Annotated in this window: 21 protein-coding genes; 5 read left to right on the top strand and 16 right to left on the bottom strand. The window is 52.3% G+C overall.

The window, feature by feature from the left end; translation table 11 throughout:
• Positions 1 to 71: 71 nt before the first annotated feature.
• Together KDC22_RS13155 and KDC22_RS13150 are read left to right on the top strand one after the other, a co-directional pair.
• The gene (locus KDC22_RS13155) at positions 72 to 2,507 is read left to right on the top strand and encodes a glycoside hydrolase family 94 protein (RefSeq protein ID WP_211723352.1); all 2,436 of its coding nucleotides are present in this window, start codon (positions 72 to 74) and stop codon (positions 2,505 to 2,507) included.
• A 541-nt stretch (positions 2,508 to 3,048) separates the two neighbouring features.
• On the top strand, positions 3,049 to 3,630 hold the full coding sequence (locus tag KDC22_RS13150) for a YitT family protein (RefSeq protein ID WP_173126054.1): 582 nt from the start codon (positions 3,049 to 3,051) through the stop codon (positions 3,628 to 3,630).
• Between the two features lie 121 nt (positions 3,631 to 3,751).
• On the opposite strand, the gene KDC22_RS13145 is transcribed toward KDC22_RS13150, so the two are convergent.
• Entirely contained in the window at positions 3,752 to 5,701 is a 1,950-nt protein-coding gene (locus KDC22_RS13145) for an AraC family transcriptional regulator (protein WP_211723351.1), read from the bottom strand.
• A 262-nt stretch (positions 5,702 to 5,963) separates the two neighbouring features.
• Here KDC22_RS13145 and KDC22_RS13140 point away from each other — a divergent pair, with 262 nt between their 5' ends.
• Entirely contained in the window at positions 5,964 to 6,746 is a 783-nt protein-coding gene (locus KDC22_RS13140) for a threonine/serine exporter family protein (RefSeq protein WP_216857087.1), read from the top strand.
• Between the two features lie 27 nt (positions 6,747 to 6,773).
• Entirely contained in the window at positions 6,774 to 7,208 is a 435-nt protein-coding gene (locus KDC22_RS13135) for a threonine/serine exporter family protein (RefSeq protein ID WP_173126051.1), read from the top strand.
• Positions 7,209 to 7,314: 106 nt separating this feature from the next.
• Here the strand turns inward: KDC22_RS13135 and KDC22_RS13130 are convergent, their stop codons facing one another.
• The 10 genes from KDC22_RS13130 to KDC22_RS13085 form a co-directional block, all read right to left on the bottom strand.
• Positions 7,315 to 9,345, bottom strand: coding sequence for a Na+/H+ antiporter (locus KDC22_RS13130; RefSeq protein WP_211723350.1), 2,031 nt, complete (start codon positions 9,343 to 9,345; stop codon positions 7,315 to 7,317).
• A 167-nt stretch (positions 9,346 to 9,512) separates the two neighbouring features.
• The gene (locus tag KDC22_RS13125; RefSeq protein WP_211723349.1) at positions 9,513 to 10,379 is read right to left on the bottom strand and encodes a VOC family protein; all 867 of its coding nucleotides are present in this window, start codon (positions 10,377 to 10,379) and stop codon (positions 9,513 to 9,515) included.
• Positions 10,380 to 10,586: 207 nt separating this feature from the next.
• Complete coding sequence (locus KDC22_RS13120) at positions 10,587 to 11,255, bottom strand: DUF4085 family protein (protein ID WP_211723348.1); 669 nt, start codon at positions 11,253 to 11,255, stop codon at positions 10,587 to 10,589.
• A 29-nt stretch (positions 11,256 to 11,284) separates the two neighbouring features.
• Positions 11,285 to 11,680 carry a MerR family transcriptional regulator gene (locus KDC22_RS13115; protein ID WP_211723347.1) on the bottom strand — a complete coding sequence of 132 codons (396 nt, stop codon included), beginning with the start codon at positions 11,678 to 11,680 and terminating at the stop codon, positions 11,285 to 11,287.
• A gap of 264 nt (positions 11,681 to 11,944) precedes the next feature.
• Positions 11,945 to 12,367, bottom strand: coding sequence for an Rrf2 family transcriptional regulator (locus KDC22_RS13110; protein WP_211723346.1), 423 nt, complete (start codon positions 12,365 to 12,367; stop codon positions 11,945 to 11,947).
• A gap of 159 nt (positions 12,368 to 12,526) precedes the next feature.
• Positions 12,527 to 12,853: a carboxymuconolactone decarboxylase family protein gene (locus tag KDC22_RS13105; RefSeq protein WP_173126032.1), complete on the bottom strand. Its 327-nt coding sequence runs from the start codon at positions 12,851 to 12,853 to the stop codon at positions 12,527 to 12,529.
• Between the two features lie 110 nt (positions 12,854 to 12,963).
• Complete coding sequence (gene map, locus KDC22_RS13100) at positions 12,964 to 13,710, bottom strand: type I methionyl aminopeptidase (RefSeq protein ID WP_211723345.1); 747 nt, start codon at positions 13,708 to 13,710, stop codon at positions 12,964 to 12,966.
• Positions 13,711 to 13,924: 214 nt separating this feature from the next.
• The gene (locus KDC22_RS13095; protein ID WP_211723344.1) at positions 13,925 to 14,554 is read right to left on the bottom strand and encodes an SGNH/GDSL hydrolase family protein; all 630 of its coding nucleotides are present in this window, start codon (positions 14,552 to 14,554) and stop codon (positions 13,925 to 13,927) included.
• A gap of 158 nt (positions 14,555 to 14,712) precedes the next feature.
• Entirely contained in the window at positions 14,713 to 15,891 is a 1,179-nt protein-coding gene (locus tag KDC22_RS13090; protein ID WP_211723343.1) for an NAD(P)/FAD-dependent oxidoreductase, read from the bottom strand.
• A gap of 38 nt (positions 15,892 to 15,929) precedes the next feature.
• Positions 15,930 to 16,367 (bottom strand): DUF1641 domain-containing protein, encoded by a 438-nt coding sequence (locus KDC22_RS13085; RefSeq protein WP_211723342.1) that lies wholly within the window; start codon positions 16,365 to 16,367, stop codon positions 15,930 to 15,932.
• A gap of 321 nt (positions 16,368 to 16,688) precedes the next feature.
• Here KDC22_RS13085 and KDC22_RS13080 point away from each other — a divergent pair, with 321 nt between their 5' ends.
• A complete protein-coding gene (locus tag KDC22_RS13080) occupies positions 16,689 to 17,306 on the top strand; it encodes a nitroreductase family protein (protein ID WP_211723341.1) in 618 nt (205 codons plus the stop codon).
• Positions 17,307 to 17,371: 65 nt separating this feature from the next.
• Here the strand turns inward: KDC22_RS13080 and KDC22_RS13075 are convergent, their stop codons facing one another.
• From KDC22_RS13075 to KDC22_RS34035, 5 genes are all read right to left on the bottom strand, one after another.
• Positions 17,372 to 18,025 carry a hypothetical protein gene (locus KDC22_RS13075; protein ID WP_211723340.1) on the bottom strand — a complete coding sequence of 218 codons (654 nt, stop codon included), beginning with the start codon at positions 18,023 to 18,025 and terminating at the stop codon, positions 17,372 to 17,374.
• Between the two features lie 486 nt (positions 18,026 to 18,511).
• Positions 18,512 to 19,492 (bottom strand): hypothetical protein, encoded by a 981-nt coding sequence (locus KDC22_RS13070; RefSeq protein ID WP_211723339.1) that lies wholly within the window; start codon positions 19,490 to 19,492, stop codon positions 18,512 to 18,514.
• The gene (locus tag KDC22_RS13065) at positions 19,471 to 20,064 is read right to left on the bottom strand and encodes a sigma-70 family RNA polymerase sigma factor (RefSeq protein ID WP_211723338.1); all 594 of its coding nucleotides are present in this window, start codon (positions 20,062 to 20,064) and stop codon (positions 19,471 to 19,473) included. The genes KDC22_RS13070 and KDC22_RS13065 overlap by 22 nt, the downstream gene beginning before the upstream one ends.
• A 203-nt stretch (positions 20,065 to 20,267) precedes the next feature.
• The gene (locus tag KDC22_RS13060) at positions 20,268 to 23,645 is read right to left on the bottom strand and encodes a X2-like carbohydrate binding domain-containing protein (protein ID WP_211723337.1); all 3,378 of its coding nucleotides are present in this window, start codon (positions 23,643 to 23,645) and stop codon (positions 20,268 to 20,270) included.
• Positions 23,646 to 23,840: 195 nt separating this feature from the next.
• A complete protein-coding gene (locus KDC22_RS34035) occupies positions 23,841 to 24,068 on the bottom strand; it encodes a bacteriocin immunity protein (RefSeq protein WP_211724030.1) in 228 nt (75 codons plus the stop codon).
• Positions 24,069 to 24,133: the final 65 nt, after the last annotated feature.

The raw sequence follows: 24,133 nt of genomic DNA, 5'->3' as shown, positions 1-24,133 counted from the left end.
CCTTGCCCCCGAGGGAATTTTTTCTCCGTCTTGTAAACGCGCGTTCACAATTGAAAGGAGACTTGTCTCTCATGAAATTCGGAACTTTTGACGACACACGCAAAGAGTATGTAATCAACACCCCCAAAACCCCTTACCCGTGGATTAACTATCTCGGCAACGAGCAATTTTTCGGCCTGATCTCTAATACTGCTGGTGGTTACACCTTCTACCGCGATGCGCGCATGAGAAGACTTACCCGTTACCGGTATAACAATATTCCGCTGGATACAGGCGGCCGCTACTACTACCTGTACGATGACGGTGATTTCTGGACCCCGGGCTGGATGCCGGTGAAGCGCGATCTGGACTTCTACGAATGCCGTCATGGTCTGGGCTACACTTCCATTACAGGCGAGCGTAACGGCATTTCCGTGAACCAGCTTGCTTTTGTACCGATGGGCCATAACGCTGAAGTACACCGCCTTGTCGTTAAGAACACCGGCGATACGAAGAAGACCGTTAAGCTGTTCTCCTTTGCCGAGTTTTGTCTGTGGAATGCCAATGATGATATGACCAACTTCCAGCGTAACCTCAGCACCGGCGAAGTTGAAGTGAAGGATTCCGTTATCTATCACAAAACCGAATACCGCGAGCGCAGAAACCACTACGCCTTCTATTCGGTAAATAAAGAAATCGCCGGCTTCGATACCGACCGCGAATCCTTCGTGGGCATGTACAATGGTCTGGACGCTCCGCAGGCCGTTGCTGCCGGTGAAGCTACCAACTCCGTAGCCAGCGGATGGTCGCCAATCGGCTCCCACGCCCTCAACATCACGCTGGAACCAGGCGAAGAACAAAGCTTCATCTTCGTACTCGGCTACATCGAGAACCCTGAAGATGAGAAATGGGAATCCCTGAACGTCATCAACAAGAAGCCTGCACAGGCTGTAATTGATCAATTCGCCACAGATGCCCAGGTGGATGCCGCCCTCGCGGCTCTGGCTGCGCACTGGGATAACCTGCTGTCCAAATACCAGATTAAGAGCGGTGACGACAAGCTGAACCGGATGGTTAACATCTGGAACCCGTACCAGTGTATGGTTACCTTCAACATGTCCCGTTCTGCTTCGTACTTCGAATCCGGGATCGGCCGCGGCATGGGCTTCCGCGACTCTAACCAGGATCTTCTCGGCTTCGTGCATCAGATTCCTGAGCGTGCCAGAGAACGTATTCTCGATATCGCCGCCACCCAGTTCCCTGACGGCAGTGCATATCACCAGTATCAGCCGCTTACCAAAAAAGGCAACAACGAAGTCGGCTCCGGCTTCAACGATGATCCGCTATGGCTGATCTCGGGTACAGCGGCCTACATCAAGGAAACCGGCGATTATTCGATCCTCGATGAGCAGGTTCCTTTTGACAGCAATCCGGATCACACCGCTACCCTGTTCGAGCATTTGAAGCTCAGCTTCGAGCATGTAACGAACAACCTCGGACCTCACGGCCTGCCGCTGATCGGACGCGCGGACTGGAATGACTGTCTGAACCTGAACTGCTTCTCCACCGAGCCGGGTGAATCGTTCCAGACCACCGAGAATATCGCAGGCGGCGTAGCCGAATCTGTGTTCATCGCAGGCCTGTTCGTCTTCGTCGGACCGGACTATGCCGAGATCTGCCGCATGCGCGGACTGGATGATGTCGCTGCAGATGCAGTAGCGAAGATCGAGAACATGAGTGCCATTACTCTGTCCCACGGCTTCGACGGCGACTGGTTCCTGCGCGCTTACGACCACTATGGCGACAAGATCGGCAGCAAGGAGAACGAAGAAGGCCAGATCTTCATCGAGCCGCAGGGCATGTGCGTAATGGCCGGTATCGGTGTAGAGAACGGTGAAGCGGCCCGCGCCCTGACTTCCGTGCAGGAACGTCTGGATACGGACTACGGTATCGTATTGCAGCAGCCTCCGTATTCCAAGTACTATCTGAACCTGGGTGAAATTTCTACGTACCCTCCGGGCTACAAAGAAAATGCCGGTATTTTCTGCCACAACAACCCTTGGATCATGATCGCTGAAACGGTGCTTGGACACGGCGACAGAGCTTTTGAAATCTACAAAAAAATCGCCCCGGCTTACCTGGAGGACATCAGCGAAGTGCACCGGATGGAGCCTTACGTGTATTCCCAGATGATCGCCGGTAAAGACGCGGTACGTCACGGCGAGGCGAAAAACTCCTGGCTGACAGGCACAGCTGCATGGAACTATGTAGCGATTACTCAGTCCATTCTCGGTATTCAGGCTGACTTTGCCGGTCTCAAGGTAGATCCTTGTATCCCTGCGGAGTGGGATGGCTTTGAGATTACCCGCGTCTTCCGTGGAGACACTTATGTGATCTCGATTCAGAACCCGAACCATGTCTCCAAAGGCGTAGCCAGCCTGACCCTTGACGGCGCTGCTGTGGAAGGCAACATCATCGCTCCTGTGGGCGACGGTGCGGTTCACCAGGTTGTTGTTGTATTGGGTTAGTCAGCATTATAGTTAGCATTATTGACAATAGCCCCCGGTTGTTCCGCCTAAGCGGTGCAGCCGGGGGCTTCCTTGTTGTTCAGGAAATTATATAACAGGAAAAGAGGCGATAAGGAGGAAGAGGGCGGCCAAAGCCGCTTGAAGCCACTATCATGCGCGCCGCTCTACTGCGGCAGCCGTAAATAAATGGATTTTCTCCACTTGCTAAAGTACGAAAGAAGCAATACCGGGGCAGCAATTGGAAAAAGAGCACTTAAACTTAGCAAAACAGTTCAAAATGCGGGAAACGCCAAGAATTAAATCACTTTTATCCAACTAAATCCCTCAGGGAAACCAAAACAGCGAAATTAAAATACATTTTTCCACTTACTTGCCTAGAGAGAGGGGAGGTTGGCTACAGCATTGTAGTATATAGAAATAATCCCCTCAGACCTCTCCTGCTCTGCTGTCAATGAATTCTGACAAATAGGAAATTTTAGCTATTTTTTTCCAGATAGACGCATAGTTATTAAGACATGCCTCAAATCCGGAGATGTTGAATATGCGGTCCTATCCAAGCTACGTTATTATTCTGCTGGCCAGCCTGCTGATTGCAACAGGAACTAACTTCTTCCTGGTCCCCTATAAAATCCTCGATGGAGGAATTATTGGCATCGCCCTCATCATTAATTATATCTCCGGCACCAAAATCGGACTGTGCATTATGCTATGCAGTCTGCCTATCTTCCTGCTGGCCTGGTTCCGGGAAAGGGATATCTTCTACAACAGCATTATGGGTCTGCTGGCTTCGTCCCTCTTGATTGAGCTGCTCTTTCCGCTGCAATATTATTTCCTGTACTACATTGAGCTGGGCTCTATCTCAAGCGCCATCATCGGCGGCTTCCTGATGGGCACCGGACTCGGCCTTATGCTCCGGTTCAAAGCCAGTACAGGCGGCACAGATCTGCTGGCCAAATACATCCAGCGTTATCTTCCGCTCAATATCGGGCTGATCATCTTCCTGACGGACTTCCTCATTATCGGTGCCGGAGGTTTGCTGATCTCCAAGGAGACCTTTTTCCATTCGATTCTGACCATTATCTCTGGCGGTGTGGCTACGGGATTATGCACGCTGGAGCAATGAAGCGGGATACAGCAGCATACAAGTGGAAACGGCTTTGCCGTCCTTTCCAGGACAGCTCCATTCCAGCGGGAAATATTTCGCAAAGAAACCCCTCCTTCAGGACAGGGTCTCGGCACCGTAATTATTTAGCTTTCGCTGCTGCAACCAGCCAATCGGCCAGATCGTTGATTTGATTAAGCATGGCAATGGGATCGCGGAACCAGGAGCGGGATTCACTCCACAAATACACCCTTCCCTCCTTGACCGCAGGAAGAACTCCCCAGATCGGATCTGCCTGCAGCTCCTCTAATGAGGATTCGGTTGTCAGGAGAAGGTAATCACCTGTGTACTCCGGTAACAGCTCCAGAGAGAATTCAGCAAAGGACTCCTGAAGCAGTTCGTCCGGTACCGCAGCAGGAGGGCTCATCCCTAACAGCTCGTACATGATTCGTCCGCCTCTTCCGGACTTACTGCCGAATAAGTACACAAGACCATCGAATTCTTGCATGACAGACAGCGTTGCCTTCCCGGATACAGCACCTTGCACCTGTTGCCTCGCACTGGCAACCTGCTTGTCGAATTGCTCCTCCCATATCCGGCTTTCTTCCTCTTTACCCAGTACTTTTCCGAAATACTCCATCTCGGCTTGTACGGATTCAAACGAATTGTACGGCATCGCAACGGTAGGAGCAATCTGTTTATACTTATCATAGATTTCCTGATCTGTATTATGAGTAATAATCAGGTCAGGCTCCAGTTCAAGCAGCTTCTCCAGTGATTCGCTCACATCCGCCACACCGCCCAGCATTCCTTCAAGATATGGACTGGACATTAATAACTTCTCTCCGGCCACAGGCTTGACATCAAGGGCAAGTACAGTTCCCAGATAGGATATGGCGGCGACCCGTTGCGGCTGAGCGGGAATCTCCACTTCCCCAAATGCAGTATCAACCCTGCGCGTCTCCTCCGGCAGTCCCTCATGAGTCTGAGGCTCCGCTGCATTGTTACGTTGTTCATTTACTTTCAGGCCGCCCCCTGCAGCCTGTGAGCCGCTTTGAGCAGTTCCGCATGCGGCAAGCAGCAGCATAATACATAAACTAAGCAGGGTTGTCAGGTTCTTACTATGGTTATGCACATCAATCTCTCCGTCCTCTATGTATTGATAATGATTTTCATTATCATTAATATGATAACTTTGTATCACCTTCATAACAAGAGACGTATTTAACCGTTTAATAGCATTATCCGAAACTCCGTTGTGTCCTGCTTGAATTTGTGCTCTGAACATTCCGGGCGAAACACCAGTGTTTTTTTTGAATAGGCGGTTGAAATATACAATGTCACTATAACCAACATACGCAGCGATTTCCTGCAAAGAAGCGTGGGTAGCCAGCAGCAGCTCTTGCGCTCTGCCCAGACGCAGTCTGATGACATAGTCAAGCGGGCTGTAACCGGTCAGCTCCTTGAACTTCCTTGAGACATACTGCGGAGTGTAATTAAGCTGCCGTGAAAGATGTTCAATGGATACCGGACTGCGATAATGCTGTGACAAATAGCGCATAGCCTGCTCCGCTACTGATGGCTTGACTGCTCCCGGGGACTGCTTATCCTGCAAAACGTGATGGAGGAATTGCATAAATACCCCTTTCACCTGCAGCCTGCCTATCGGGCTTTTGCCGGTATGCCAACCCTCCAGCATCTGACGGGCAAGACTGAGCAGCTCCAGCGGCCCGGCCGGAGTAATCCCCCATATTTGATCGAAGGGGCTGTCCGTTTGCAGCAGGATATGGAATTCACGCAGGGTGTTTTGCGGCAGAACAGCTTTATAGAAAATGAAATACAGCTCCATTCCCTTCTCCGTATTTATTCTAAGCCTCCGGCCTTTGCCTGAGTGCAGCAGATAAAAGCCGTCAGCCAGCCAGATCTCATCATCCAGCCATAGCTCACCGCTGCCGTGCGTACACAATATAAACGAGCTTGCCGGAAGGATATATGGCAAAGGATACTCATCTGCTTCCACCCGCCGCAGCCGTATATCGAGCACCCTCAGAAGTACCTGGTCCCAAAGCTGCAGGTGAAGATCATTGTTCATAGTCACTATTCCCCTCTATCCATTCATGGCTTCATTATAACTTATAGGTCACACTCCTGTGCCTGCATCCAGGGCCAGGAGAACATTATAGCACCGGATAGCGCTGGAACTCCCAGTTAATAATATAGAATAGAACTCAAGCCTGATAAGGCTTTGGTGATATGAATTGATTCATTTCAGTGAATACCAGGAATAAAGGTTGAAATTTTCAGGCTTTCGGGCGACAATCAGTAGATAACATTCCCGGGGAGGATCGACGAAGTTGGATAGCCCAAGCACCGATAACACAAGCATCAACAGTAACACTTCCACGCATGACATTATTGATCTGTGCCTGCTGGCAGGCAAAATCATGCTGCAAAGCGGCGCCGAAACCTACCGCGTGGAGGACACCATGAGCCGGATGGCAGCAGCCCTCGGCTTCCCCGGTGCGCATAGCTACGTTACCCCGACGGTCATTATGTTCACCACCAGCCGGACCGAGCCGGTGAAGCTGTTCCGGATCGCCGAGCGGACGACCGATCTGCAAAAGGTATCCGAGGTCAACGACATCTCCCGGCGGCTGAGTGAACGCCAGCTGACTGCCGCAGAAGCCCGGGAGCGCCTGGGCATTGTCGATGATGCAGCTCACGCTTACCCGGTATGGCTGCAGATTGCAGCCGCCGCTCTGACCGGAGCCTGCTTCACCGTCATGTTCAAGGGCAGCCTGTGGGATGCGCTGCCGTCCCTGCCGATATCCGGGGCAGGCTTCGCCGCCGTCATCTATCTTCACCGTCTGGTACAGGTCCGCTTCTTCGCGGAATTCATCGCCTCCTTTATCATCGGCCTCCTGGCCTTCTTCTCCGTCAAGTTCGGTGTGGGACGCGAGATGGACAAGATTATCATCGGTTGTGTCATGCCGCTCGTGCCGGGGCTGCTCATCACCAATGCGGTCCGTGACCTGATGGCAGGTCATCTGGTCTCCGGTCTCTCCAAGGGGGCGGACGCATTTCTGACCGCCTTTGCCATAGGAACCGGTATAGGTCTTGTGTTGTCCCTTTTCTAACACCCATGTGAAAGAGGTAGTTCTTCCATGATTTTGCAACTTATAACCAGTTTTATTGCCGCTGCCTCCTTCTGCATCCTGTTCAATGCACCGGCACGCGCGCTGCTCCAATGCGGCTTCGCCGGGATGATCGGCTGGATGCTGTATCTGCAGCTCGATTACGAGTGGGATACGGTCGTTGCCACCTTCGGGGCTACCCTGGTGGTTGGAGTGATCAGCCAGTTTTTTGCGCGTTCCTTCAAGATGCCGGTCATTATATTCAGTGTCGGCGGCATCATTCCGCTCGTACCGGGCGGTCTCGCTTATGACGCCATGCGCAGGTTCGTGGAGAATGACAATAACCATGGGATTCAGCTTGCGGTCCAGGCCCTGCTCCTGTCCGGAGCCATTGCTGCCGGACTGGTGCTGAGCGAGGTGATGGGACAGATGTTTCTTCGCCGGACAAGACGTTCAGGAATCTGACCGGATGCTCCCATAAGATTAACAAACCCGCATACTACAGGACTGGTCCTGGCAGTATGCGGGTTTGTTTGCATTCAATAGGTTGAAGCGGGTGCCTCTCCTAACCTTAATCCTCCCAGATCGAGGTTTCCAGCTGATCCACGAACCGCCGCAGCCTGCCGGCAATCTTAAGATTAATCGCCCCGTTCTGGTACATCTCCTGTACCGTGTTCCGCTGCTCCTGAATCGCCTGCAGCTTCAGCTCCAGCTTCTCATCATCCACGACGCCGTCTTTGCTCCAGCCTTCCCCCTGCTCCAGCCGGGATTCCAGCCGTTCGTACTTGTCGATGACCTTCTGCGAAGCCAGCCGGTTCTCCTCACTCATTCCCGCACTGACGGCGGAGACGGCCGCCTGGCACATCGCAATCTTCGCCGTCCGGGCGCTTTCGGCATTCTGCACGGCGAGGCGTCCCTCTTCCCCGCTGAGCTTGCCGGAGAAAAGGCCCGAGAACAAGCGCTGAATTTCCGTAAGCGAGAATTTGATCTGTGTGTCAAGCCGTTTGCACAGCAGAGATTCCGTATGATCCAGCAGCTCTTCCATCTTCACGGCGACCGGCGCCGGCAGCGCCCCCTTCTCCATGATCCGCCGCAGCTCTGTACGTTCTGCTTCAATAGCATTCATACGCGCTTCGACTCCCAGACGACGAAACTGCTCATTGGCTGAATCCTTGTCTGCTCTCGCAGCACACAGTCTGTCAACCTTATCTGTGAACTCCAGCAGGACGGGCTGCGTCGACCGCTCTGGATTCTCAGCAACCAGGCTGCGCAGCATGGACATCCCGGCGTCAATCACTACATTTCTGGCCGCCAGCTCTGTGCTCCCGTGGCCGGCTCCGATGGTCTGAACTACAGTCTCTTCCTGGTCGGCGAGCAGCGGCAGGAAGATGCTGGCAATGATCAGCGACATTAGAATGACACCAGCAGCAAGCGCAATTATTAAGTCCCGTTCAGGGAAGGGCGTGATCCCGTCACCCAGCACCAGCGGAATGGAGAAGGCACCCGCAAGGGTTACGGCTCCCCGCACGCCGGAGATTGAAGTGATAATCTGGGACTTCAGCGGAGCCTTCTCTGCCTTGAGGCGCTTGCTCTCCCATAAGGAATAGGCATAGACCCACAGGAACCGCAGCACAATAAGCAGCGCCGTAATCGCCAGGACATACCCGGCAACCATGAAATTATTGAGCGTCTGATCCCGATAGATGACTTCAACCACATCCGGGACGGACACGCCAAGCATGAGAAATACCAGTCCGTTCAGCACCAGCAGCAGTACCGACCAGGTGCTGGCTGATACAAGCTGCAGCTTATATTGGGGGGAGACAGCCCGGTCCTTCTCAATGGCGAACATCACGCCGCCTGCTACAACAGCGAGGATACCGGAGACTCCGATCTCTTCGCTGACCAGATAAATGATAAACGGCGTAAGAATCTGCAGCAGCACATGAATCGTGACATCCTCCATGCCGAACCTGCGGATGAACACGCTGAGCCGGATCAGCAGGAACGACAGCACCGCACCGAGCAGCAGTCCACCGGCGGCAATCAGCACGAAGCTGAGCGAGGCCTTGGGAAGAGAGAACACTCCGGTAACCATGGCTGCAATCGCAAATTTAAAAGCAACCAGGCCGGACGCATCATTCATCAGCGATTCCCCTTCAAGAATACGGTGAATACTCTTCGGCAGATGGACCTTTCCAGCCAGCGCTCCAACGGCTACGGCATCGGTAGGGGAGAGAATCGCGGCCAGTGCGAAGGAGGCGGCCAGCGGAATGGAAGGAATCATCCAGTTGATCGCGTAACCTGCGACAAATACCGTTACAAATACAAGTCCCAGTGCCAGCAGCAGAATAGGCGCTCTGAGGTTCCATAGCTCATCCCGCGGTGTCCGCCGCCCGTCATTGAACAGCAGAGGCGCAATGAATAACACGAAGAACAGCTCAGGCTCAAAGTGCATATGTATGCCGGTTGGAACAAGTGCAGCAATAATCCCAAGTCCGATCTGAATCAGGGGAATCGGGACAAACGGAATGAAGCGGTTCACGATATTCGAGACCGCGATCAGTCCGAGCATCAGCAATACAGCAAGAAAAGTCTCCAAGTCCATCATCTCCCGATTTATATTTGAGCATATTGATATCCTATGATAACGCCAAACGTCAATAAACGGAAGGCACTGCGGAATTAAAATCATCCGCACGTACCTCCCGCTATACTCCAGTTCTCTTAGGCCTCGCCGGTTACTTCCGGAACTGGATATTTATGATTTTAGTGCTTCACCAGCAGTTGAATCCCGATGTTCCACGGGGCCTTCAGCGTAACGATGCCGCCCTCTTCTTCAACCTGGTATCCTGCGCGCTTCACACGTTCAGCTACTTCATACACATCCCGGCTGTCAGGCAGCAGCAGAGTGAAGTAGTCGATGCCCGCAGCGTCGGCAGGAGCAGCAGGAGCGCCCTGTCCAGCCCAGGTATTCAGCCCCATGTGGTGGTGATACCCGCCGGCCGATATGAACATTGCCGCATCCCCGTAATGGGCAGTCGCAGTGAAGCCAAGCGCATCTACATAGAATCTCTTGGCCTCCGCCAGATCGCCAACATGCAAATGAACATGGCCAATCACTGTGCCGGAGGGCAGTCCGGTCCAGCTCAGTCCCTCTGACGCGGCAAGCAGTCCGTCCACATCCACCGGATCGGTGGTCATAACGACATGCCCCACCGCATCATACTTCCAGGTGTCGCGGGGCCGGTCACGGTACAGCTCAATCCCGTTATTATCAGGGTCCTGGATGTACAATGCCTCACTGACCAGATGATCCCCCTGCCCGACATGAATGCCTGAATTGATCAGATTGCGCAGCACGAGTCCCAGACTGGGCCGGTCCGGCAGCAGAATCGCAAAATGGTACAAACCGGCTGCTGAATTGCTGCGCAGAATCCGGGCGTGGTCAATCTCCCGCAGAACAAGCAGCACCTGCTTGCCATCGGCCGTCATCTCTGCCTCACGCCCCTGCTGGCGCAAAATCTGCAGTCCGATGACATTCTGATAAAAGTTGAGCGAACGCTCCAAATTACTTACCCGGATCTGTACAAGTCCGATTTCCAGCGCTTGCGGCAGTGCTGCTGTTACTGACATAATAACCCCTCCTGAATAATTGCTGATGCTATAGTGTTAACTGTTATGATAATGTCCATTCCGTGCTTGTAACTATTCCCGTTACACACTAACTAACTTAATTATAGTAGCGATCTATATGTTTGTCAATTACTTTTACAAATCGCTTAATACGCCGTTCACCCATAAAAATAGCCCGGCCCATGGGCCAGGCTCCGAAGCAGTTATTCAGTAATTCGGTTCACCAAGGATCTCTATCGAGACATCCTGCGCCGTAATTCTCAACTCACTCGGCGGGGAATCCATCAGAACCCGGAGCTCGAATCCTTGCTCCACCGCATAGATCTCATCATACAGCCAATATTTCTTCTCTAGCTGCTCCGGCAGCATGAGTCCGGTCACACCGGTGAATCTGAGCCGAATATCACATTGATAATGCATGGCACCGCTACAGTCCAGAGTCATCTCCATCACTCCATCTTCAGGAACTACATAAGAGATTACTCGCGAATCATGCAGATTCTTCTCGACTAGCTGCAAGGCAGGGGCCGGGAGAAGATCCTTAATGGCCTTGAAGCCCTGACGGTATTCCCGATAATTCGCCTGAATCCGTTCATCATAATCCCTGCCCCACTGCAATGCCTTTTCCTTGAATTCAGGACCCGGATAGATGGATTTTATCGTTCCATCATATATAGAGGAGTGGAAGTACTCAGGAAGATACTTAAGCAAGTCCGCTTTCATATACTCCAGGAAATCCTTCGCCCGCTCCTCATAGCTGATTCCCTCCGCAACATGCCAGGCCACATCCTCCAGCCAATCCTGCTCCGTCTCTGGGAATACCATGAACCCGCGCACCTGCATTTCCTCATACCAGGGTATGGTGAAAAATTTCATTGCAGCTCTCCTCCCATCACTGGTAAACATTATTTAACCATTAATTTCGTGCCATTGTATACCCTGTTCTCCACAGAAGCCAGCTGAATCCAATTCAGCAGTTGCTGCTTGTTGAACAGGAATTCATTGTCCACCCTGAGATAAGGGAGCTTCTTGCCCTCGAACGGTCCGTCATTCCTCAGAACGGCATTCTCTGCCTTCATAATATTCATGACCTGCTCCTCACTCAGACGCAGGAATTGCGCAGTCTCTGTGAGCGTCATTAACGGGTGGTCCGTATCTTGCATTTCCTTCTGCGTCTCCGCTATAGTCGGCTGCCGCATCTCATAGCCGGGTGTAAGCTCATTGCTGATAACGAAGCTGCCTGCCACACCGCAAAGACCCAGAATCAGTGCCGCTCCCAGGATAGTATAATGATTCTTCATGAACAACATCTCCTTAGATCGTATGTATGTTGTCAGTCTAAACGATCCGGAATTAGGTGTAAAGAATAGGCCGGGTAATCCAGTCCGTCATAAAAAAGCGGCCCTGCCGGTATCCGGCAGGGCCAAAGTCTATTGTAAGGGGGTCATGTGACTAATATACCTAGCGAAGCTTAACGCCAGATGAAAACCACATAAAGGTTTGATGAAAATGATATATCAAAAGAAAGACCCCGCCGGGGCACGGCGGGGTCTCACATAGCTGCCTCACGAAACAGGAATCTGATGTACGATCTGATCCAGAGTGACCTCCTGCAGCACATTCTCCATCGCCTTCTGCGCGAGCGAGAATACGGGAACAATGGCACCGGCAATGTTCTTGCCGACCGGACACTCGGGATTCGGATGCTCGTGGACAGAGAACAGCGAATCCTCTTCCACTGCATTGACCGCCCGATAGATCTGCAGCAGCGTGATGTCGGCTGCGCTGCGGGTAAGCTTCGCTCCCGCTACGCCGGGGCGGACCTCCACCAGACCGGCCTTATTCAGCATCCCTGTGAGACGGCGGATGACCACCGGATTCGTATTGACACTGCCGGCAATCCACTCGGAGGTGCTTTTGCCGTCTTTGTTGCTGTCGATTAAAGTTAGAATATGAATAGCTACCGCAAACCGGGTGCTAATGTTCATGACAATCTCTCCTTCGCACTGACCGGAAGCTTTCCGCCAGATGCAACTATAATAGTTACATTCCAGGCCGTTGTCAATCCTCAGGGGGAGTCTGGCAAGCTCTAAGATGTACTTCCCGGCTACTCCGGTTCACGTTGTCCTTAAGCAGGCTTCGGGCCACTACTCGCTGTCATATGCCTGCAATGCCACTGGCAAGGCCTGAATCACCACATTACCTACGGCCGGAAAAGGCAGCAGCACGGCGCTGATAATCTCCTCGCGGGTAGCACCAAGCGCTTTGGCGTGTTTGACATGAAAAGGCAGTCCGCTCTCCAGTCTGACCGCCGCAAGTACGGAGATATAGGCAATCTCTTCGGTTTTGGCATCCAGACTGCTTGCAGCATCCAGCTTCTGCACTACCTCCCCAAAAGCCTTTTGCTGCTCCGGCGCTTCCTTCATAAACGTCATAAATGCTTGACTGACATGCGATACATTATCCACTATCATTAACCCTCCGATTCTAGAAACAGATCCTTTGCATATTCACATCACTTTATTTATTATGGGAATCGAATTCGTAAGGCATACATTGCCGCTGTTACAATATTCTGTACGCCTCAGGCGCTGGTCAGAATAATAGGCTTGCCCTTGGTTACCACAATCGTATGTTCATACTGGGCCACCCGGCTGTTATCGGCCACACTGAGCGTCCATCCATCCGACTGCTGTTCTACAAAGTCAGCGCCCGTGGACAGAAACGGCTCTATCGTAATGACCTGGCCTTCTTTCAGAACTGTGGTCACCCGCGGATTATAAAAGGGCAGAATTTCAAAAGGCTTCTCATGCAAGGCCTTGCCGATGCCATGGCTGCACAGATTACGCACCACCTTATAGCCGCGTCTCCGTGCTTCCGACTCCATCACCCGGCCGATCTCGTTAACCTTCATTCCCGCTCTGAGATGATTAATCACACTCATCATTGTTTCTTCCGTGCTCCGGCAGAGATGAATCAGCTTCTCATTATAAGGAGGGAGCTGGAAGGATACTCCGGCATCGCCGTAATAACCGTTCAGCTCGGCTGAGACATCAATATTGATCAGATCCCCGGCCTGAATCACCCGTTGTCCCGGAATTCCATGGGCCACCTCTTCATTCACACTGATACAGGTGGTTCCGGGGAAATTGTATGTCACCTTTGGAGCTGATTTTGCGCCAAAATGGTTCAGAATCTTCGCCCCTACTTCATCCAGCTCCGCAGTCGTCATTCCGGGGACTACACTCTTCTTCATCTCTGCGATGGTATGGCCTACTACTTTACCGGCTGCCTTCAGTCCTTGCATATCCTGGAGCGTCTCGCTCGTCATTCCTGTTCACATTCCTCTCGTATTTCCGGGCTTCTTCATCCTGTGCAGCTCCGCTGCCAATGGTTCCGCCGATTCTTATGTATGATACAAGTATAACAGTCTTATTACGCAGAGTGAAATGAACCCCCGGACAGATAACAACAACCGGTCCCCTATTCGCAGGAACCGGTTGTGCGGCAATTTCGATATGTAGCAGTTCTCCCGCTATTCCACTTTAGCTTATAGCTCCTACTGCTCTCATCCAGGCATCTGCGATCAGCGCATGTCCGGCAGGCGAAGGATGGACACCGTCGCCAGCCCAGAAGGCAGGCTCAGCCTTAACGGAAGCCGCTGCGAACAAGCCGTCCAGCGGTACGAGCACAGCGCCATATTCACGGGCCAGCTCACGCACTACATGAATTTTCGGGTCCAGATCCTGGCGCCAGCCCTTGCGGTCTTCCGGCACCGGCAATACGAACGGCTCAACCAGCACCAGCCTGGCATCCAGATGCTGCTTCGTGCGTTCAATCAGGTCGCGGTAGGAGGCCTCGAATTCAGCCGCTGTTGTCTCCTGCCCGGAATCATACCGCCGCCAAGTATCATTGACTCCAATATAAATGGATGCCCAGGTCGGCTTCAGCTCCAGACAATCCCTACCCCAGCGCTCCTGCAGATCCACTGCACGGTTGCCGCTGATCCCCCGGTTGATGAACGTAAGGTTCTTCTCCGGATACTGCAGCCCCAGACGGGCGCCCGCCATCAGCGCGTAACCTACACCCAGCGATGCAGCGTCAGCGTAATTACGTCCGCAATCCGTGATACTATCCCCCTGGAACAAGATGATATCGTTCTTTTGAAATGGCATGCCTAAATCCTCCTATGAACACCTCTTAATAGTATAAACATGATCATTATAGCAAATAGGCTTTCCTGCGAACACGTTTTCATTGTATATTTTTCCTTGCAAAAAAATCCCCCTCCGCGCCAGTTCAAGGCGAGAGGGGGATAACAATTAATAAGAGATCAATAAGCCAGACTGAACAACCCGTGAATATGGGTCAAATAACGGATATTGCTGGCTTCCTTCATCAGCGTAGCCGGCATCCCCTTCAGCGGGGTGGAGTTACCGCCGACAATGGCTACCCCGTCCTTGCGTCCCAGACTGGCAAGTGTGCCGGAATTGACCGGGCTGAAGGCTTCCGGAGCTTTATCATTCAGATAAGCAAACAGATTGTAGCCGATCAGTTCACCCATCTGCCAGGCAATTTGTGCGGTTGGCGGATATGGGCGGCCGTCCGGCGCGAAGTATACCGCACTGTCGCCGGCTACAAATACATTCTGGTGTGAAGTGGACTGCAGGAACTCATTCACCGTTGCCCGGCCGCGGTTCACTTCAAGTCCGGATTCGCCGACCAGCGGATTCCCCTGTACGCCGCCCGTCCAGACGAAGGTATTCGCCACGATCTGCTGACCATCCTTCAGGTCAATGGTATTGCCGGCCACATTGGTAACGGGAAGACCGGTCAGGAACTGAACGCCACGTTTCTCCAGGCTGGCTGTAGCGCGCTCAATCAGATGATCCGGCAGCACCGGCAGGATCTTAGGACCGGCTTCAACGAGCAGGAGCCGGATTTCTTTTGGATCGACTCCGTACTTTTTAGTCAGCTTAGGCAGTACGTCAGCAATCTCACCTACCAGCTCTACTCCTGTCAGACCGCCGCCGCCGATAAGAATAGTGGCATCCGCGACGTTGCGGGTTGCAGCATACTGGCGAATCCGGTCTTCAATATGTGCATGAATCTTGAGCGCATCCGCTGCTGATTTCAGAACCATGCTGTGCTCCTCTAGTCCGGGAATACCGAAGTAGGCTGTCGTGCTGCCGAGTCCGACCACCAGTGCGTCATAAGTCAACATCACGCCGTCCGAGAGGATGACTTGCTTGTTCTCCACGGAGAAGGAATTGACCTTGGCAATCTTCAGGTCGATGTCCTTACCGGCAAACAGCTTAGCAAGCGGCATCGCCACCGCCTGTTCCGACGCACTGCCCGCAGCAAGCCGGTGCAATTCCGTAATAATCTGGTGCGTAGGATATTGATTGACTACAGTAACTCTGGCTTCAGCTTTACTCATATATTTACGTACGGTTAGTGCACTCAACAGGCCGCCGTAACCTGCACCTAGGATAACGATATGTTTTGACATGAGAATTCCTCCATCCTTACAATTAAGAGTTGAACAGATTATTTACCGGATTGACGTTCGCCGCTGACCTGCAGATAAGCATTCATGAACCGGAGCGCCTTCTGCACCTGCGGGTCCTTGATCATCTTCATCATCCCGAACAGGCTGATTGTTTCTGTGCTTGCATCCGCGCGGTCCTTCGCTTCAATGGCGGTAGCCGCCAGGTTCTTGACCGTGCCAACCACAGGACCCGCCATCTCCTGGATTGCACCTACTGTATCATTCTTCAATACTTCATCTGTGGCAACCGACTGCACGAAGTCCAGCGATTTGCTCAATGTGCTGACGAGTTGAGTAATCTGCGGAAGCTGCTCGACCAGAAGAATCAGAGATTGCTGAACCTCCGGCTTCAAAAGCTCTTGCAGAATATCCTCTCTGGGGAGGGCTGCTGCTGGTTTTTCTTGCTCAAGTGGGGTTTGAGTAACGGTTTCTGACATATCAAAGTCTCCTTTACGATGGTATTGCTGGTGAAATTTCATCCAATGAAACTATGTGACTATTATAACACTGTGTTTGTTATAAATGTCACAATCTTTTTGGCTTTATAGCCTAATTATGTGATAATAATCACTTCTTTTCTTCGTTTATCTATCGCAATCGGCAATTTGAACAGAATTTATAAATTTATTGTGTTTTCTCATTGACGGATGGGAATAGTCGTGATATCTTAAGCAAGTAACTTAATGTAAGTACATTTAAATATATCAGCAATTGATTATAACTAAGCAGCATACATATTACGATGGAGGTAATGAATAATGAGTGCTTTTTCCGAATTGGTGCAGTCCCGCAGATCGGCCAATAATTTCGTGGAAGGGGTCAAGATTCCGCAAAGTGAACTCGAAGAGATGTTCTCGCTGGCCCGCCTGGCCCCCTCAGCCTTTAACCTGCAGCATACCCACTACAAAGTCATCAGCGACGATACGGTGAAGGAAGAAATCCGCAATGCCGCCTACGGCCAATACAAAATCCATACCGCTTCCGCTGTTATCGTTGTCCTGGGTGATAAGAATGCTTATCTGCAGGCGCCCGAAATCTATAGCGGACTTAAGCTGCTGGGCGCCATTAGCGAAGAGGCTTATGATCAGACGATCCAAGCCATCAACGGCTCTTATACCGGTAATGATGCTTTTCAGCGCGATGAAGCAATCCGCAACGCCTCTCTGTCAGCCATGCAGTTCATGCTGATTGCCAAGGATAAGGGCTGGGATACCTGCCCTATGATCGGCTTCGATCCAGATGCGGTGAAGGCCTCCCTCGGTCTCGCCGACCATCTGGTTCCGGTGATGCTGATCACCATCGGCAAAGACAACCAGCAGAAGATCAGACCGCGCGGTTATCGCAAGCCTGTGAATGAGTTCGTTGAATTCATCTAAACCTGGCATAGGATATAAAAGGGTCTTTCCGGCGTTTCAGCCGGAAAGACCCTTTTTGAAATCATTCATTTGGCATATTGCAGAATAGCCACTGCCGCGCGCTCCTGCCGCTCCACATCCGGACTGTGCAGGGCTGCTGTAAGAATAGCCAGTGCCTTCGATACTGTGGCCTCATCCACCTGAACCGGGCCGGTACCGGCGGCACTCCCGCCATCCGCACCCTGCTCCCCGAACCACAGATCTATTCTGGCTGCGGGGAGCACTCCGGAATACTCCGTGACCCTGCCGTCAGCTGCAAGCAGCTCTGTTACAGCCGGGTTGACCGCAGCACGGGGCAGACTCTTCAGCCAGGTTACTCCCCGCCGGTGGACTGTTCCGTCCTCGCTTCTGTCAAGCCGGGCATCATAGAAATAATCGCCCAGGTCCCCGAGATACACCCACTCTTCATCTGCCATCAGCACATAGTCCCCATCCTGCATTGCATTTACGAAGCAGTCCAGGCTTCCCAGTGCTTGCTCCAGCTCCTGCCCATGGTAAGCGGCCGCCATCAGCTTGCTGCATATCTCTTCCCTGCTGTTATTCTCCAGATCACCGAGGCCGGGATAACCCGCAGTGATATAATTATCCTCCAGAAAAGACTTCAGCCCTTCGCTGCCGGTCTCCGCAAGATTGATTCCAAACAGTCTCATTCCGTTCTTCCCCTTCCGTAACGTAATCATCTTGTAAATTATACAGCAAGTGATATCCCTTTTGAATTTTTATAAAAACTAAGGAAACAGCAGAATAATAGCGCTTACATTAAAATTCTGCAGCAAATAAGCACAAATTTGAGCGTTTTGACTTTTTACTATTCACGCGCAGGACGGTATAATTCAGGTATCAGCTCAAAGAAATCTTGAGGGCTGAGACTATATCTTTGATCCTGACATTAAAGGCTTCCATCTATCTCTCCCTACACGAAACGGTATGAGCTTCTTAAAGCTCACAAGTCTAACAACCCTTCCTATCGTGGGCAGCGGATGAAATAGAGCAGATCTAATGTGCAGGATAGGCAAATCAACTGCCGCCTCGGACGATTTCTACCCGGCTGAGTACAAAGGATAGGATAAGGAGTCTGAGAAGAAACATGGGTATAGTGGTAATAATATAAACCTCTATTGTTGATGTATTAATCGACAATAGAGGTTTATATGTGTTATGCGGACCTAACGCAGCCCCTTAGCTATTGTAAGTAAAGTCTCTCTGGATACATCCTTCGATTCCGTGCTCACCTGGTGCAGAATATTCTTATCCTCATTCTCCCGTAGCTCAATCCAGCGGATATACGCATAATAGCCGGTGCTGCTTGCTTCATAAGCTTGCCGGGACACCACATACAATGCTTTTACCGAACCCACCTTCAACTGCTTAACCGTTGAATCGGCTCCAACATCGGATTGAAGCTGTGATTCAGGGCCAAGGGGGGAATAACTAACCGTAATCGCGTCCTCCTCCCCCTTAGGGCCTTGGTATACCAGCTCGGGGCTTACGGTTCCGGCCAGCAGATTGGGAACATTGAAGCTCTTGATCCAGGCGTAATGCTCACCGGGCTGTAGTCGCTTTGTGAGTACATTGGTGTATTTTTTCACCCAGGAGCCATCTGTGATCCCCACTGTGCTGTCAGATCTCCCTTCGGAGAAATGATACCCTTCGGGTAATCTGCCCGGTACTGCCAAAGTGCCCGTGATCGGCTCCATGATCTTCTTCCAGCTCTCTATATCTGTGAACACCTGCGGGCGGTTGATCATACGCAATGAATGACCGACGTTAGGCTCAGTAATATACAGGATAGCCGATTCGTTCACCGCCAACTGGGACTGAATCTCTTCAATCACCTGCCGGGTCTTGTTGCCAAATGCCGCTGTTTCAATAATCCCCTGATGGACATTCACCTCAATCCCGGTAGAACCATAGCTGATGGCCCATAACCTCTCTGCACCATAAACAACACCTCCGAACAGCATCAGGCCGCAGAGTACGAGCGCGATCCGGACGGTTCCGCGCACCGGCCTTTTGGAGCCGCTAGCTATCTCCTGGCTATAATATTGTGCGAAGCTGGCAGATAACCGCCTGTCCAGTTGTTCCGGTACGATTGCCGTTTGTTTATAGAAGTCAAAATCCCGTTTCAGTTGATCCTCGACAGACATGCCCATTCCCCCTTCAGCTCCTCTTCCTCTGTAAGTGCAGCGTTCTGCCGCAGCTTGCGCAGCGCCTTGTGATGCCTGGATTTCGCAGTGCCCAGCGGAATATCCAGAGCGGATGCAATATCATCGAAGCTGCATTCCCCATAATAACGCAGTACAATTACACTGCGCAGCTTGGGGGACAGTCCGGCTACAAGCTCCAGCAGTGCTCCGCGCTGTTCCTGCTTCAGGAGCGATATGTCTGCTCCCGGAAACAATACCTCTGACGCGTTCTCCCTGCTGCGGATAACAATGCGCAGCCTGCGCCAGCTCCTCCGCTTCCAATTGCTGCATTGTCTCACGATCATTCCGTTCAGCCATGCCCCGAACGGCCGCTTGCCGTCATACTTCTGTAGACTGCGGAACAGCTCGATGTAGATTTCATTGACGACATCGGCCACATCCGCCTGCCGGTTAACCAGCAGACAGACCGTCCCGTACACCTGCTGCCTGATACTGTTATGTAGTAAGGTAAAGGCTTCATTATCTCCATTGCCCAGCCTGTACAGACAATCGTGAAGCTCTTCTTCGGTCATCTCTCCCTCTCCTCTCTGTCTGGATTCAATCTATATTGGTCCGCTTGAGGACGAAGGTTCCCTTGATGCAGAGTGAAATACATCCATTCTATCTATTCACAAAAAAAGCCGTCTGCCCATGATCAATCTCATGGGCAGACGGCTCTTTGTACTAAACAATCAGGCATGACACGATCACTGGTGCTGAAGGTCCGTGATCCAGATTAAGACGGTTCGTTGCCCCATACGAGACTGCCCGAGATATAAGCCGGAAGCTTGGCCCAATCTGCATAAGCCGTACCCGCCGTATTGAAGGAATAATCCCCCGTCTGGGTATAATTGCTCCAATCCGCTTTGGACGCACGCAGTTGAATATCTATGCTTGCTCCCGGGGCCAGTGAGCCAGCGGCACTCTTGAAGCCAAGCTCCATATAATAATCCGCTCCGCTCAAGGAAGCCGGAAGCTTCACAAACGTTCCCGTGACATTCTCACTTCCCACCTGTGACCAGTCACAGAAGAAGCTCTGGGCCTGCTCGCCGTCAATGGTGTAATAGTATCTCAGCTTCACATCCCCCAGTGATACCGCAGCCGTTCCGATATTCACCAGCTTAATCCGCGGGCTCAGCGCATTAACCGCAGCCGCCTGGCTGCTATTGTACATCTGAACTTTAAGTCCGCCATCCGCTGGCGCTGTCGTATCTGCGATCGTAACCACCAAGGTCTTCGCGGCTCCGGTGCTGAAGTTGAAGCTCAGCGTGGTTGTGCCCACAGCCTGCGCGGCCAGATAGGCCTTGTGAATCGTCACTGCCGAACCGCTCACGGTGTAATCCGTTCCGGCTGTTAACGTTGCCGTTCCGTTCTTGATAGAGGTTAAGTTGTTCCCGTTCAGCGTCATCGTCACTTCGATGTCGCTCTGATTCCCGCTCTTCTTGTCAAAACCCGTGCTGACTGGCGTAATCGCTGAATCTGTGGCTGTTGTGGACGTATCCACTACCGTAACCGCCAGGGTCTTAGAGGCTCCGGCGCTGAAGTGAAAGCTCAGCGTGGTTGTACCCACAGCCTGCGCGGCCAGATAGGCCTTGTGAATGGTCACTGCCGAACCAGTGACCGTGTAATCCGTTCCGGCTGTTAACGTTGCCGTTCCGTTCTTAATAGAGGTTAAGGTGTTCCCGTTCAGCGTCATCGTCACTTCGATATCGCTCTGATTCCCGCTCTTCTTGTCAAAACCCGCGCTGACTGGCGTAATGGTAGCGCCTGTAACCGGTGCGTTCACCGGGTCAGCGTATAAGGTTCCGCGTCCGTTGGTTCCCAGATACACGCGTCCATAGATCCGCGGATCTCCTGTAATCGCCATGTTGATTCTGGCATACTGATGATTATCATCATTAATCCACACCCAGTTGGCTCCAGCGTCATCCGAACGGAAGACTCCTCTAACGCCATCAATCTGGGCTACCGTATAGAGTGCCATATAATTCTCACCCGGCGCGGCCTTTCCGAACCCGATCAGGTCCGCTTCTTCCACATTGCCCAGCTTAGTGAAGCTTGCCCCGGAGTTTGTAGAATGCCATATGCCATACTTATCCTGCGGATGTCCGCCGGCAAACCAGATATCGCCTTCCACGCCCGGCATGGCCTTCAGGCTTACTTGCGCCTGGCCCGGCTGGAGGCCGTTCTCGTTATTAGCTGGCAAGCCGGTCGCAGCCGTAGCTGTGAAGGCGGCTCCGCTATCTGTACTGACATAGAGCTTGCCCTCATAGAAGCCATAGAATTTATTCGGATTCACCCGGTCGGATGCTATCTTCGCTCCGGCAGGAATTCCGCTGCTCGCTGTCCAGGAGTTGCCGCCTGACTTGGAGTAAAAGACTCCGATATCCGAGGTGCTCCACAGAAGCGCATTCCCACTGGCAGATACAGCTACCTGACCCTGCCCTACCGTGGTACTGCCTCCTTTGGAGGGTTCTGCATTCGGCATGTACCAGTTTTTTCCGTTGTCATTCGAGATCCCAATCGACTTACCGTTCGGATATTTCTCTTTGTCCACACCGCCGACGCGGACAACATAGGCCGGGTCCAGCTCCGCATAATCGATACTGTTCGTGCTGGCCCAGGAAGGGCTGGTTTGGAACTTGACTGGTGCCGCTGTTAGATCCTCATACCGGAAGCCGGATACATCGCCAAGCGCGGTAATCAAGTGGGCACCCGCTGGCGGGCTGATCAGCCCCAGCACCGCAGTCTCTTCTACTCCCTTGGCCATCACGGATATTTTAACCTTGCCGCCGGTATCCCAGGCCCCCAGATTATTCGTACCGTAGATTGTAGCACCTGTACCGTACATCATCCGATCCGAGTTGAACGGGTCAATCTCCAGATCCCCCATCATCCAGCCCAGCTTCGGCGCGGGATCAAGGGAAGTTGAGGTCAATCCGTGATCAAGCCACGGGGCCGCCGTGATATCCATCTCGAACTTATAATTACGTTCCGGATAACTGCCCCAGTCCCAGATCCGGCTCCAGGTCTCCCCGCCGTCCTTGCTGCGGAAGATCACTTCGTCCGGCCACCAGGCATTGAGGCTGGCGACCATAAGCGTATTCGGATGCTGGGCATCCAGCGCAAGTCCCCCGAAGCCGTAGAAGTTGTCTGCTCCGGTCGACGGGCTGATGTTTTTCCAGACGCCGCTGGTTGTGTTGTATTTCCAGACCTCGCCCTTGCGTCCGTCATACGGCCCGACCCCGTCACTGTAGGTAAGGTACAGATCGCCGGTTGCGGACAGCTCCCCATGATGCGGAAGCAAGCCTACCGGCTGACCCGGCAACGCAGACCAGGTTGCACCTCCATCTGTGCTGCGGAACACACTTTTGGCGGTATCTGCGACTCCGACATAGATCGTCTGGGTAGCTTGTCCAGCAGAGCCCGTGCTTTTATCAAAAGTAATCCAGGACAGGCCCACGATATCACTCTGATACTCATTCGCAGGATTCTGGACATACGTCCCAACGTTAGTGAAGGAGGTAACCTTGGACCAGGTCACCCCGGAGTCCACACTCTTCCACAGACCGTTCCCGCTCCGCGCCCCGAAGAACAGGATACTGTTCTTATTCGGGTCAATCACCAGCCGTTCTCCGGCTGAACGTCCAGGCATATTACCTCCCACCTTGAACGGAAGCGGCGTGGATTGCCAGGTATCCCCCCGGTCGTCGGAGCGCATAATTTGACCATTGCCATCCCAGGAATTCGTGTACGTCCCGGTTGCCATATACACCTTGTCCGGATCAACCGGATCGGTAGCCAGCGCGTCTACACCATTCTTGTTCCAGTCCACCCAGCCGACGGTATCATTCAACGGAATCCAGCTCCCGCTCGTCTCATTCCAGCGGTAAGCCCCGCCAATATCCGTCCGCGCATAGATCAGATCCGGTTCACTCTGGTTGAAAATAATCCCCGGCACAAAACCGCCGCCCGCCCCGGTAACCACACTGTTCCAGCTGTAGTCTTCACTGGCTGCGGCATGGGTTACAGCGGGAGCAACGTTAAACAAAGAGCCTGACATCGCTGTCAGCAGGACGAGTATTCCTAGTCTTCGGATACGTTTTCGAGTCATGATTCCTACCTCCCATAGCATACTTTGATAACGCTTTCATTATAAAACCTGTCCTACCCGTCCCGTGAGAGAAAACGGTTGATTATGTGTGAAAATTGTCATCTGTTATCGTACCGTTTTCTCATTTGACGATATTTGCGATAGAGCAGTACACAAAAAAACCTCGCGATCAGCAATCGCAAGGCAGTTCTAGCGCTAGTTCTCCATTGGGGGCGACAGCACAATCGGCTGATACACTAACGCAGCATCTATAATCTCCTCCGGCGTCAGCTCCGGCTCATTCCAGAAGATCAGATCACTCACGCCAGGGTGAGGCACGTTTCTCACAACGATCTCCAGCCATTGATCCAGCTCTGCCTCTGTTCCTTCGGCGTTAACGATCCGGGTGACGAGTTCGATAAGTTGTTGTCGGGTTAGGGAAATTTTGGGGGCCTCCTTTTATGGTTCAAATACCCACTTAAGCACATTGTGGCTATTGCGCATCATCT

Source organism: Paenibacillus tritici, assembly GCF_018207515.1.
Lineage (GTDB): Bacteria > Bacillota > Bacilli > Paenibacillales > Paenibacillaceae > Paenibacillus_AQ > Paenibacillus_AQ tritici.
Note: the sequence above shows the minus strand (reverse complement) of the source record. Positions and strands in the feature narration are given on the sequence as shown.